Genomic DNA, 13,403 nt, shown 5'->3' on the forward strand with positions numbered 1-13,403 from the left:
GCACCTGCCATCGGAGTCGAGGCAGCAAATTCTTGGATGGGAAGTGATTTTCCGATCGTTCCTGAACGATCGAACAGGGGATGTTCATTTGTGTGCAGTCCCGACGGCCTCGCTCACATGGGCGAAACCATCGCGTTTGAGGAGCTCCGCCAAGCCCGTGCAAATGCGTTTCACGACACCGGGGCCTTCGTAGATCATGGAGGTGTAAACCTGAACCAGCGAAGCACCGAGACGGATTTTGTCGTACGCGTCTTGCGGGGTGAAGACACCTCCGGCACCGATGACAATGTATCGATCGCGATCCATCCGGCGGTACAGTTCCGAAATGCAATCGTTGATCAATGCAGTGACGGGGCGGCCCGCCACGGCACCAGGCTTGTCGATCAGATGTTCCGGTGCGACCGAAAGCGGTGGCTTTTTCGAGGGCAGGTTGAAACAGAAGCCACGCACCAAGTCAAAACGTTCGCACTGAGTGAGCAAGCGATCCAGATGACCGGGATCCTTGTTGGGTGCAATCTTGAGAAAGACGGGAGATTGGATCTGCAGCGGAGCCAAACGTTCGAGCAAACGTTTGATATTGCCAGGTTCGGCAAAGAAGCTCTTGCCGCCCTGGGCGTTGGGACAACTGAGATTGAACATCAGGTAATCCGCATGTGGATGAAGTTGCCGCGCGCTGAATTCGTAGTCGCTCAGAATCTGCTCGTCGCAGCACGCGGGTGCGTTTGTTCCATCGTTGGTCTTGACGATGTTGACACCAAGCGGGACGCGACCGCGGTGCGATCTCAGTCGTTCGGCAACGATTTCGGCGCCATCGTTGGGCAGGCCATAGTTCACGATCACGGCGCTGTCCTGTGGTAGCCGAAACAGTCTTGGCTTTGGGTTGCCGTTCGACTCTCTGGCCGACACGGAACCGATCTCAACCAACCCGAATCCCAAGGCGTCCAGCATTCGCAAGGCACGCCCGTTCTTGTCCCACCCGGCCGCGAGTCCGATTGGATTGTCGAATCGGAGCCCGGCGACTTCGGTCTTCAAGATGGGATCGTGAGAATCCAGGCATCGCCGTGCGACGTTGGTTGCCCCGGGCAAGACGCCCATCCATCGGCACCCTTCCACTGCCAAGTGATGGGCTGTTTCCGCGTCGAGTGAAAAGAGCAACGGCCGGAGGAGCGTTTGGTAGAAATTCATCGCGGTCGTTTGAGAGCAAGGAGTTCAGGTGGTCGTCTTGAGCAGGTTTCTCGCACATTGTGCATCAAGGTGCACGCGTGACCCACTGCGCCGCGAAGCAATTGATTGAAGGACTTGACGATGCCTACCATTTACCCTCGGAACCGAAGTTCACGCATGCGTCGGAGGGTCTCGGTTCTCTGCCGGAGGATTCTCTGCATCTTTGTTCCGCCGGCGAGTGCGGTGAATACCGTGGACGTGGGTGGTTTCCAGGGTATTGATCGTGAATGATGGGGGGCCAGTTTACAATCCGCAGGAAAGGGATCTCATGAGAATCGAGTTGCGTTCAGTCTTCTACCCGAAGCCAGTCGATCCGGACGGTTACATTCGCCCGCACGAACTCTCGGTGATCTGTCGGTCAAGCGAGAGCGAGAATGGCGAGGTGGTCGCAGGTCGGTTGGCGGTCGATTACCTGGATATCTCGCGAGCCGAGGACGAGGGGATGAATGTCTGGGAAGTCTGTGATGCGGATTCGCAGGGGTGGCACAATGTCTGCTCGGCAATACTTGAGCCAACCGCTCCATTCGCCGAGTATCGGAAGGAACTGGGGATCGAGCATCCGGTGTTTGGTATGGCTCTCATTCATCGTGCCGCCATCCACTCGTCGATGCGTGATTGGCAGCAAATGATCTTCGACTCTGTGTCCAAGCTGTTCTCGGGAGAAACAGCGACGGTGATGTGGAGAGGGACGACCGACATGACGGATCGAGAACTCGCGAGCCTCGGGTTTCGGATCGTTGCCGGGGAAGACCTGTTGTTTCGTCCCAATGTGCTGAGAAGCGAGTATGAAACGGTGAACGATGACCGAGATCCAAACTTTGAATTGAAGGTCCCCCAAGAAGCCGCGGAGTATGTTCAACAGGAATGGGAAAGCATGGATCAAACAGACTTCGGTATCGATTGAGCTGGGTGGTGGCAGGCACCCGCAGCATGCGTTGCCGGAGCGGCGTCGCGTTGCTCCTTGGTCCGGCCTACTTTTCTGAGCAGGCCAGCAGGAGTCTTTCGGCATTGGAACTGTTTTGGCAAACGTCACTGTTCCCACGTCCAACCGGGGCGAACGCCCGAACGGCTCACATGGTTGTGTCCGATCATTCCTGCCCACCTGCTTAGGCTGGATCGGGGATGATCTTTCCGGTGCGGTCGTCGACTCGGTGCAGTTGGGTGATGTCTCCCATCGCTCCGTCGCTGGTTTTCAATGAGACCAACCAGTAGGGATCGTTGGGCACATTGGCGGCCACCATCGCTTGCAGGATCTCCAGGTCATGCACACCGTTCTCGCTGTAGAGCTTTGCGTAGAACTCCTTTTCCCGGCGGATTCGCTCGCGGTCAAACAGCACCGCCGAACACTTGGTGCCGGGGGGAATGTTGCCCAGGTGCTCGATCACGACCATGATCGCTGCCTTTTGATCCATCTCTCGTTTCGTCAACTTTGGCTCCTCAGTGAGTTTTGAAGGTGCGCCGGGTTGGAAACCCGACGCGTGAGTTTTGAAGTTGCGCTTTTTCGTTGAATGGCCAACGGCCAAGTTCAATCCAAAACGTGTGGGTTGATGTTGGCCGTTGCCCAACAAAACCGACTGCAAAAGTGCAACCTCAAAACTCACGCGCCTGCCAATCCAGTGGTCTGTCACAGCTAAAAGTTAGGGTTGATCGTAGTGGACGAGGCGACGAGTCCTTGGATTTGACGCCAGTTCAGGACTCGTTGCCTCGTCCACTACCCTCAGAATAAGTCGTGACAGAACACTACAGTCGTGGTTTGGGCGGTTGGACCGCGGGTTGCCAGGGGGCGATGCCGTCGAGCTTGGTCTCTCTTGAAAACACTTTGCTGCCGCAGGTGACGTACAGCGTGGACATGTTCTCGCCGGCGAGCACGCAGTTGGAGAGCTTGCCCGACAAACTGGGACGCGAAAGGATCAGATGGACTCGGCCAGGCGGGTCGATGATTTGAATGCCCAATTTGGTGGCGACCAAGAGTGACCCATCCTTGGTCATGGTGACTCCGTCGGCCCCGCCGATCATGTCGTCTTGCGGCGTGTGGACGTAACTGTAGGGCTGGCCGTACAAGAGTTGTCCCGTCGCGGCGTCGATTTTGTAGGACCACACGTAGCGGCCTTCTGCATCGACAACCATCAGAAATCGTCGGTCGGGTGTGACGATCAATCCGTTTGGTTTCTTGGGTCCTTTGCCGGCTTGGATTGGTTTGCCATCACCTCGGGGATTTCCATCGGCGTCGATCGGCAAGTACCAGACCGCTTGTTCGGTGGGACCGGTGAAGTAGATGCCATGTTCCAGCACAACCAAGTCGTTGCAGGAAACGCCCGAGCACAGATCAGTGCGTCGGCCATCGGGATCGATTCGTGTCACGGTCAGGGCTTTGTTTCGTGCGCAGTAGAGACGGCCGGCCGCGTCGTACATCAACGCGCTAACGCCCGGCAGGTCGTCAACAAACTTGGTCGCCTTGTTCGTGTCGGCAGCGATCTTCCAGATTTCGCCTCGTGGCCCATCGATGAAGGACACGTCGCCGTTGGGCGCGACGGCGGGGCCTTCGGTGTATTTGTGGCCTTCACTGACCAGTTTCCACGATTCGCCTTCGATCAAGCGGTCTTTGATTTCAGGATGTTCTGAAACGTTGGTTTCGATGGGACGATCGAAGTCTTTCCACAGCCATTTCATTGCATCGGGAAAGATCGCTGCGCCGTGTTTGCCGTTGTGGCCGCCCTCACCCCAGACGTTTTTGACTTGGTAACCAGCCCACTGCAGCGATGCCAGCATCGTTTGATTCGCGTGCCACCAACTGCCGCCGTAGATGTTCAAGTCATTGCTGCCGTCTTGCAGGAAGACTCGCAGCGGTTTGGGTTCGTGTTTGCGAACCAGGGTCGGGTATTCGTTTCCGCCTCGCAGCCCGACGTAGGTGCCAACGGTGCTGAAGACTCGGCGGAACTGATCACTCCGGTGCCAGGCAACACCGAACGCCGCGATCGCGCCGCTACTGCTGCCACCGAGGGCTCGCAGGTTGGGATCGTCGGTGATCGCATAGGATTTGCGGACTTCGGGGATCAATTCATCGATCAGGAACGAAGCGTAGCGATCGCTCACGGTGTCGTATTCAAAGCTGCGATTGAAACGATCCTGAGCCCCCTCGCCACCGGGAACGACACCGGGGTTCACGCAGACGGCAATCGTGACCGGCATTTCGCCGCGATGAATCAGGTTGTCGAAGACATGGTGCAATCGATACTCGCCCTTTTCGCGGACGTACTTGGCGCCGTCTTGCATGACCATCAACGCGGCCGGGGAGGACTCGTCGTATTGGGCGGGCACGTAAACGAAGTAGTCCCGTTCGGTGCCTGGATAGACCGTGCTGTCGGTGAATCGATGGGCCGTCACCACTCCACGGGGAACGCCTTCCTTCGCCACGGTGTCGGGGTGAACTGGATAGCTCTCTTGGGCCAACGTCACCATCGCAGGCAGCAGGAGCAAGATGAACGAGATTCGTGCACTGGCTCCTGAGAGGAATCTGGCCCCGGCGAGGAATGGGGTGAAGGATCTGGCTGGTCGTGATTGGGCGCAGCGGTGAATTGCGAATGTCATGTCAATTCGTGGATGGGGGGAGAATGTTCTGGGGAGAGTTGGAGGGGGCCACCAAGATAGTCGAGGCGAGGCGGTTTTGCTTCGCGGTGGCAAACGGGGATGCGTCGTGCCATGGGCGATTTCGGACATTTCAGAAGTTTTCTCGGTCATAAACTGGACCGTCTTGTTAAGTAACGGTGTGAGCACTTCTCTGGACGGAGGATGGAATGGACGAAACCGCACGACAGGCAACTCGGCAATGGACACTGGCACAGCCCGCTGTTTCGGCGTTTGTGACGTCGATGGTTCGTGATTTCCGTGATCGCGATGATGTGCTGCAGGAAGTCGCCGTCGCTGTGATCGAGTCGTATGACTCCTATGATCCTGAGCTTCCGTTCGTGCCTTGGGCGATTGGTGTCGCTCGGAATCAGTTGAGTTTGTACATGCGAAACCGGCGGAAAGACCGTTTGGTGTTCGACGACGATGCGATCGCTTGCTTGGCGATCGCGGTTCCAACCGTGGCTCAACAAGAATCAGCGAAACTGGATTTCGTCACGGAATGCCTGGGCGGTTTGGAGAACCGTGCTCGTCACCTGTTCGAGTTGCGATATCAGAAAGACATGAAGCCCGCGGCCATTGCCGAACGAGTGGACATGTCAGCGAATTCCGTCGCCAAGGCGCTCCAACGAATTCGAGATCGCGTGAGAGCATGTGTTGAACGCAAGAGTCTGGAGGCGATGTCATGAGCCTTGCCATCGGAAATTTGATTGACGGCTACCTGGACGAATCGCTGTCGCAGGAACAATTTCAGCAACTGAATCAGTGGATCAAGTCCGACCCGCTGCACGCCCAGCGATTCGCCTCGGCGATGTTGCTGCATGATCGGCTTCGCAATGAATTCACGACGAAGGAATTCACGACGAACGAGTTCATGGCTGAGCATTCCATGAGCGGGCAATCGACAGCCGGGCAATCCACGGTCAATGATCCACGGCCCGAGCAAGCAGACGAGCGGCCCAACGTGGTCACTCCAACCAGTCACTCTAGAAACGTTTGGGGGCGATCCGCGATTGCATTGGCGACGACCGCGTGCCTGGTGTTGATCAGCGTGGCTTTGCTTTGGAATGGCTTGGGGACCACTTCGGCATCCGCAGCGGTGATGGAACTCAATCGCATCATCGCGGCCAACCGCCTGTCATTGGATCGGACGTTCTTGATTTCGGTAGAAGAGAGCGCGACTCAAAAAGATCTAAGACGCGATTCGCCGGAGCATCGACGCCCGCTGAAGCCTTCTTTGGACAACGCGATTTTGGATGTTCGAGGTTCGGATCAGTTCGTGTTGAAGCGGGAAGTGGAGCCAGGTGTCTACTTCGTCACGGGCAGCAATGGCGCGACCAGTTGGGCGGTTCGTCCGGACGGACCGGTTCGCCTGAGCAACGACCTGACGCGATTCCATCGAGACCTTCCCGGACACGAACGATCGCTACCGATCAACAACATCGAAGACGGTTTGGACGCTTTGCACACAGCCTATGAGTTGAAATTGTTGTCGGTAGAAGGCCAAACAAACGAGGTCCACGAACAGGACGTCGAAGCCAACACGGCGACCAGCCGGCGGATGGTGGCGATCAAGAAGCGAGGCTTCCTAGGGCCGGAACGAGTTGAAATTCTTTACACCGCATCCAGTGGCCAAATTCGTGAGATGCGATTTGTCGACATGCCCTACGGACGGAACATCGTCACGTTGAAGATGACACTGATGGAGGAACAGACGTTTGCTGCGGACCATTTTGATCATGAATCCCATCACGACCCGAAACGCATTGTGGAGTTTGAATAGATGAACAGGAAACGAATTCTAAAACCCGCCTTGGGCTTGGCCGCACTCGTTTGCGTGACCGCCGTCACCAGTTTCGTTTGGATGCAGGCGGGCTACAGCCAGGGAGAGAGTCGCGGCAAGGTTGGCAAGCCGCGAATCAGTGACACGGTGCAGGCGAACATGTACGCCGACAACTGGTTCATCATGTACATCAATGGCGAGCTTGTCGCGGTCGACTCCATCCAGTTCATGCCGCACAACGTCATCTCCGTTGACATCCTTCCGGACTACCCGATGACGATTGCTGTGATGGCCAAGGACAATGCCGACGCCAAAACGGGAATGGAGTATGCCAACACGAGCATTGGCGACGGCGGGTTCATCTTGAAGTTTGGCGATGGCACGGTGACCAACGCCGACTGGAAAGCCAAGGCCTTTTCTCGAGGCCCCATCGATCGAGACACCAAGAACCCGCGGGTTGAAAACACTCCCATCCCGGAAGACTGGTACGCGGTCGATTTTGATGATGAATCGTGGGACCAAGCGACGGAGTACACGCAGGCGCAGATCGATCCGAAGGAACCGTTCTTCGAGCACGACTTTGAGGGCGCGCGTTTCATTTGGACGGAAGATGTCGAGATCGACAACACCGTCATTTTTCGACATGTCGTGACCACACCGCCGGACGGGAAAGCTCGCCCTGACTTTTCCAATTTGAACGACATCGTTCCGAGTGGGCCTCGTCGAAGACCTCGTTGACCCCTTCCGAACCATCCTTGAAATGAATGCCATGCTCATGTACTCACGATCACTCATCTCCGCGATTGCGAGCCTGCTTTGTCTGATGGCGACCGCCCACGTCGCCGCCCACGAAGGCGGGCATCACGGGCATTCACACTCGTCCGCTCAATCAAGAACTTGGTCGATCGCATCAAATGGATCGTACCTGCACGGGTCGTTTGTTTCAGCGAGGGATGGCGAGGTTCAAATCCGCCGTGAGGATGGAGCACTCACGGACATCGCGATCGAACGTCTGGTTGCTGCAGACCAAGCCTGGGTTCGGGACCGAATGGAAGAGATTCAAACTCTCAATCGGCAGCACGCGATTCGGCTCGTGGCGGTGAACCAACCGGTGCAAGCTAGCTCAGAGAATGCTGCGACGAACGAGACGATGCCAGCGATCGGGGCGCACTTCCAGCCCTTTGAGAAGTTGTTGCAGCTTCGCTGGGACAAGGACTTTCTCTATGTCGGTTCCAATGGGTTGCCGGAACATCCAATGATGATTGGCATTCGTTCGTGGCAGCAACAGGTGCCGATCCCGCAGAAGTACCTCGGGAACAATGCGTGGCAGATTCCGTTGCATCCGGTTCCCGCAAAGAATCCGATGTCGACCAAGAACGATTTTCTGCGTGGTGCGATTGCTCTGGCCGTCAACGGCGTGCCGATCTTCAACCCGCTGAACAATCGTGGTGATGATGCCTACTTGTTTGGCGAGCTGGATGAATACGGTGGTCATTGCGGTCGCGGGGATGATTACCACTACCATATCGCTCCGGTTCATCTGGAGGAAACAACAGGAAAAGGCCAGCCGATTGGCTATGCTTTGGACGGTTATCCGATCCTTGGTTATCAGGATGCGAAGGCGAGTGATTTTGCACCGCTCGATGATCTCGGCGGGCACAAGGATGCCTCCGGCAACTACCACTATCATGCCCAGCCAACCTACCCGTATTTGAATGGTGGCTTTTACGGGGAAGTGACCCAGCGTGGCGGTCAGGTGGATCCGCAACCGCGTGCCGAACCGATTCGTCCTGATCTGCGACCGCTGCGTGGTGCCGTGATCACGGGATTCAGCAAGACGGGCAATCGTTTTGAGTTGGTGTACGACGTGGAAGGCCGACAGGGATCGGTGACCTATGTCGTCAAAGACAATAGCACGGTCGACTTCACGTTCCAGGAACCATCGGGTGAAACGCGAAGCGAAACCTATCGCAGTCGCATGGGCAAACCGTTTCTTCCGCAAGCCGACAGTTCAGGAACAGAAGGCGGTCCCGACGCCGATCAAACGTCTCGATTGAAAGTCACCAGCCCGGCGTTTGCTGCTGGCAACGAATTGCCGCTCGAGTTCACCGGCGATGGCGCGGGTGAGTCACCACCAATTGCTTGGTCGAAAGGGCCAGAAGGGACTCAGTGTTATGCGCTCAATCTTTGGCACACGCCCGGTCCTGGCGACATGAAGTCGTATTGGCTGGTCTACGACATCCCCGCGGACGTCACCAGCCTGCCGCAAAATGCGAGTGGAATTGGGACCGTGGGGATCAACGACAAAGGCCACGCGGGATACGACCCGATGAAATCGAAGGGACCGGGTGTGAAGCAGTACCACCTGACGGTCTATGCCTTGTCCGAAAAACCGACGTTTTCAACCGACCAAGTGACACGAGCGGATTTGCTGGAAAGCATTTCGGACATCACGTTGGCACAAGGCACATTGGATTTTCAGTACACGCGATCACGAAGCGGATCATCAATGATCCTGATCGGCTCGGCGATTGTCGCCGCGGTCGCTGGAGCCTGGTTGGGTCTGAAGAAATTCACAGCCCCGAGAGTTGCCTGTTGAAATCGAACTGCAGGTCGGGATGGACTTTTTCGATCGCCTTGTCGATTTTCTTGAGCTGTGTCTCGTACATGTTTTGGCTGACGCGGCAACCACCGAAGCTGATTCGTTTTTCCTTGATTCGCTGGCAGAAGTGAATCCGGACTTGCAGTTCGGTTTCTTTGTCGCCGGAGAACCGCAGTGACTTGTCCATCCAGCGGACGACTTTGCGAAGCGTCTTTTTGTGGATCTTGCCGGAGACGCTGAGGTGCTGGTCAATCTCGTCGCACAATTCATCTGCGTACGCTGGTTCATCGTCCGCTTTCATCAGCAAGTACGTCAGCAGTTCTTTGCTCTCGACCTTGAACTTGGCCAATCGGACACAAACGTCGAGCAACTCATCCTCATCCAGCTTGGCGAGTTCTTTCTTGAGTTGGCTGATCGTGGCGGCTTTCATGGCGTCTCAAAGAGTGGCTGGAGATCCCGAGCGGAACGTTTTGGAGCGGTGTTGTCTTGGAAAACCGACGCGTGAGCGAGGAAAGTTCCTGGTGTCCCGACACGCAACGGGCTGTCGATTGAGTCAGCCGTTGGGGCGTTGGCCTCGGTTCCACCACAGAACCGGGGCCAACGCCCAAACGGCTCACATGAGGAACCGAAAGTTGAATCAATCAACAAGCCGTCATGCTTCGGGTTACCAAAAAACGCAATCGCTACTTCAAAAGCTGAAAGGGACGGTCGCGATATCTTAGCGGCCCGGCGGCGGGTGGGAATTCCCACTCATCGGTGGCGTTCTCCTGGTGCGACTGCTCCAAAAAGCGGAAGATAGAAATCGCTGCGATGACTATTCTGTAGCCGACTGTTTTGGGCAGCAATGCTTTGCCTGGCCTCCAAGGGAAAACGATTTGTGAATCGAATCATCATTTTCGGAATGCTGCTGTTGTTCAGCATTGGATCCCCTGCGGGGGCACAGGACGACCGAGCGGTATTGCAGGCCTTGATGTTCGAGTCGCCTGAGAAGCTCGCCGCGGACGCTGTGTCAGGCGGGGACGCCGCACGTGGCGCGGTGGTGTTCTTCACCCCCACGATGTCGTGCGCCAATTGTCATTCCGTCAATGATTCGGCGGAGAAGGCACAAGCCGACGTGGGGCCAAATCTCGCCTCGCCAAATCCAGACCTGTCGAATTCCAGAATCGTCGATGCGATTCTTCATCCGTCAAGGAGCATCGCAAAGGGTTTTGAGACGGTCCAAGTTCTGACCGTCGATGGAAAAGTGCTGACCGGTGTTCTCGTGGCTCAGTCCGATCAGTCGGTCCAATTGCGCGATCCATCGACAGGCAAAACGGTCGAAGTCAGCGCGGATGACATCGAAGACGTCGCAACGAGCGAATTGTCAGTCATGCCCGAAGGTGTCGCGGGACAAATCGGCAGCCGTCAAGCGTTTTTGGATTTGGTGCGGTACCTGATCGAAATTCGCGATGGTGGTGCGGCGCGGGCCAGCGAGTTGCAGCCGGAGGTCATGCCAATGGCCGAGCCATTGCCGGAATACGAATCGCACATCGACCATGCCGGCATTCTCGCTTCGCTGGATCAACAAGCGATGAAGCGTGGCGAAGCGATCTACAACCGGACCTGCGTGAATTGTCATGGCACGGTTGATGCCCCAGGTTCATTGCCGACGTCGTTGCGATTTGCGTCGGGGAAATTCAAGAATGGATTCGACCCTCACAGCATGTACCAAACCATCACCAAAGGGTTTGGTTTGATGCTGCCGCAGCGAAACTTGGTGCCGCAGCAGAAGTACGACGTGATTCACTACATCCGTCATGCGTACCTGAAGGATCGCAACCCAACTCAGTTTGCTCGGGTGAACGAAGAGTACCTGGCGAGTCTGCCCAAGGGCGACACACGCGGTCCAGAGCCATCGCTGATCGAGTCGTGGCGGGAAATGGACTACGGCCCCAACTTGATGGCGACGGTTGAGATCGGCGACGACGCGAAAAATTTTGCCTACAAAGGGCACGCCATTCGTCTCGACCAAGGTCGGGGCGGGATCACGCGAGGAGAACATCGCGTCGTTTATGAGCACGACACGATGCGAGTGGCCGCTGCTTGGTTGGGCGATGAGTTCATTGATTACAACGGGATCAACTTCAACGGTGTCCATCGGAGACACCCGCGCATCGTCGGCGAGGTGGTGTTTGAAAACGCAAACGGTCCTGGGTGGGCGAACCCTGACAACGATTCCTTCGACGAGGTCCGCGAACCGGGACGAGACGGTCGCTTCTATGGCCCGTTGCCGAGCGACTGGATCGACTACCAAGGAACCTACGTCAATGGGATGGAGACGATCTTGCACTACCGCGTTGGTGGAATCGACGTTCATGAGCGGCCGACGCTGGAGCAACTGGGTGAGAAAGCCATTTTTCAACGCTCGCTTTCCGTGGATGCCAATGAGCATCGGTTGACGATGCGGGTGGCTGATCGTGAAGAGGGCGAAGTGTTGCTGGACGCGGACCACACAAAGGCCGTTTGGTCGAGCTCCGAGGATGGTTCTGAGGCGTTGGTATTCGCCGTCACGGGGGATGTCAGCCAACTGGAGTGGCAATTCGCCGACGGTCAAATTCGACTGGCATTGATGCCAAACGCGAATGCAAGAGACTTCACGGTTCATGCCGTTCGGTGCGAGAACAAAACAGACGCAGAACAAATCATTGGCGAACTCATCGAAGGAATCGATCCCGCCGCTCGCTCGGCAAAGGAATGGGCGGCGTCCACCAGCGAGAATACGAAACGCTGGCCCGAAATCGTCACCACGAAGATCACAACCGCGGACGATGGCGGACCTTTCGCGGTCGATACGATTCAGTACCCGGTGAACAATCCATGGTTCTGCCGGATGCGATTGACCGGTGTCGATTTCTTGGACGATGGTGAATCCGCCGTGCTGAGTGACTGGGACGGGAACGTCTGGAAGGTCACCGGATTGCATCAACCGGAGGTGACCTGGCAACGGATCGCATCAGGGTTGTTTCAACCGCTCGGGATCAAAATTCGCGACGGCGAGATCTTCGTGACCTGTCGCGACCAGCTTTGCCGCCTGCATGATTTCAACGGCGACGGTGAAACGGACTACTACGAGAGTTTCAACCACGATCATTACGTCACCGACCACTTCCATGAATTCGCGATGGGATTGCAATGCGATGACGATGGGAACTTTTACTATGCCAAGTCGGCTTGCCACGCGTTGCCCGCGATTGTTCCGCATCATGGGACGTTGCTGAAGGTTTCTGCGGACGGATCGTCGACCGAGATTCTCGCGAATGGTTTTCGTGCCGCCAACGGCGTTTGCCGCAACGACGATGGCACCTTTTTCGTCACGGACCAAGAGGGACATTGGAACCCGAAGAACCGAATCAACTGGGTTCGTCCGGGCCGGTTCTATGGCAACATGCTGGGGTATCACGACGTGACCGATCCAAGCGACTCCGCGATGGAGCCGCCGATGTGTTGGATCACCAATTCGTTCGACCGTTCGCCGGCGGAGTTGCTGTGGGTGACCAGTGACAAGTGGGGGCCGCTGAAAGGTTCTCTGCTGAACATGTCCTACGGCTACGGCAAACTGTATGTTGCCCCGCATGAAATCATTGGCGATCAGAGGCAGGGTGGGATGTGTGAATTGCCACTACCGCAATTCCCCACCGGGATCATGCGTGGACGATTCCATCCCGGAGATGGTGACTTGTACGTGACCGGCATGTACTCGTGGGCGGGAACCCAGCAAGCCGATGGTGGTTTTTACCGGGTTCGCTACACCGGTAAACCGATCCACGTGCCGGTGAGTCTGAACTGTCGCGGGACGACAGTGCGAATCGGTTTGAGCGACGAGGTTGATCCTGAGTCGGTCTCGCCTGAAAGTTTTTCGATCAGTCGTTGGAACATCAAGCGATCGAAGAACTACGGTTCCGAGCACTTTGATACGCAAACCATCGAGATCGCCTCGGCCCGCTGGGATCCTGAGCAACGCGAGATCGTGCTGGAGCTTCCCGAGTTGAAGCCGACGTGGTGCATGGAGATTCAGATGGATTTGCGAGGTGTGGACGGAGAGCCGATTCATCGCGTGATCCACAACACGATCCACGAACTGAATTGAAGCGGGGGAAGGGATCACTTGGAAAGCAAGGCTGCAAAGTCACC

The 13,403-nt window shown here is 56.5% G+C and carries 10 protein-coding genes; 6 read left to right on the top strand and 4 right to left on the bottom strand.

Annotation, left to right across the window (positions count from 1 at the left end):
• Positions 1–84: 84 nt before the first annotated feature.
• Positions 85–1,185: a quinone-dependent dihydroorotate dehydrogenase gene (locus tag RISK_RS12075; protein ID WP_047814565.1), complete on the bottom strand. Its 1,101-nt coding sequence runs from the start codon at positions 1,183–1,185 to the stop codon at positions 85–87.
• 307 nt (positions 1,186–1,492) lie between these two features.
• Between RISK_RS12075 and RISK_RS12080 the strand changes: the two genes are divergently transcribed.
• Complete coding sequence (locus RISK_RS12080; protein ID WP_236696237.1) at positions 1,493–2,128, top strand: hypothetical protein; 636 nt, start codon at positions 1,493–1,495, stop codon at positions 2,126–2,128.
• 202 nt (positions 2,129–2,330) lie between these two features.
• Here the strand turns inward: RISK_RS12080 and RISK_RS12090 are convergent, their stop codons facing one another.
• A complete protein-coding gene (locus RISK_RS12090; protein ID WP_047814590.1) occupies positions 2,331–2,636 on the bottom strand; it encodes a hypothetical protein in 306 nt (101 codons plus the stop codon).
• Positions 2,637–2,964: 328 nt separating this feature from the next.
• Positions 2,965–4,701, bottom strand: coding sequence for an SMP-30/gluconolactonase/LRE family protein (locus RISK_RS12095; protein WP_236696238.1), 1,737 nt, complete (start codon positions 4,699–4,701; stop codon positions 2,965–2,967).
• Positions 4,702–5,018: 317 nt separating this feature from the next.
• On the opposite strand from RISK_RS12095, the gene RISK_RS12100 reads away from it, so the two are divergent.
• From RISK_RS12100 to RISK_RS12115, 4 genes are read left to right on the top strand one after another with little or no spacing between them, the layout of a single operon-like run.
• Positions 5,019–5,537 (top strand): sigma-70 family RNA polymerase sigma factor, encoded by a 519-nt coding sequence (locus tag RISK_RS12100; RefSeq protein WP_047814569.1) that lies wholly within the window; start codon positions 5,019–5,021, stop codon positions 5,535–5,537.
• Positions 5,534–6,631: a hypothetical protein gene (locus RISK_RS12105; RefSeq protein WP_047814570.1), complete on the top strand. Its 1,098-nt coding sequence runs from the start codon at positions 5,534–5,536 to the stop codon at positions 6,629–6,631. Before RISK_RS12100 ends, RISK_RS12105 begins: the two co-directional genes overlap by 4 nt.
• Positions 6,632–7,369 (top strand): hypothetical protein, encoded by a 738-nt coding sequence (locus RISK_RS12110; RefSeq protein WP_047814571.1) that lies wholly within the window; start codon positions 6,632–6,634, stop codon positions 7,367–7,369.
• 22 nt (positions 7,370–7,391) lie between these two features.
• A complete protein-coding gene (locus RISK_RS12115; protein ID WP_236696239.1) occupies positions 7,392–9,230 on the top strand; it encodes a YHYH protein in 1,839 nt (612 codons plus the stop codon).
• Here RISK_RS12115 and RISK_RS12120 read toward each other — a convergent pair.
• Positions 9,205–9,663, bottom strand: coding sequence for a hypothetical protein (locus RISK_RS12120; protein WP_047814572.1), 459 nt, complete (start codon positions 9,661–9,663; stop codon positions 9,205–9,207). The genes RISK_RS12115 and RISK_RS12120 overlap by 26 nt on opposite strands.
• 447 nt (positions 9,664–10,110) lie before the next feature.
• Here RISK_RS12120 and RISK_RS12130 point away from each other — a divergent pair, with 447 nt between their 5' ends.
• The gene (locus RISK_RS12130; protein WP_236696240.1) at positions 10,111–13,359 is read left to right on the top strand and encodes a DUF6797 domain-containing protein; all 3,249 of its coding nucleotides are present in this window, start codon (positions 10,111–10,113) and stop codon (positions 13,357–13,359) included.
• Positions 13,360–13,403 lie beyond the last annotated feature (44 nt).

It is taken from the genome of Rhodopirellula islandica, assembly GCF_001027925.1.
In the GTDB taxonomy this organism is placed as follows: Bacteria; Planctomycetota; Planctomycetia; order Pirellulales; family Pirellulaceae; genus Rhodopirellula; species Rhodopirellula islandica.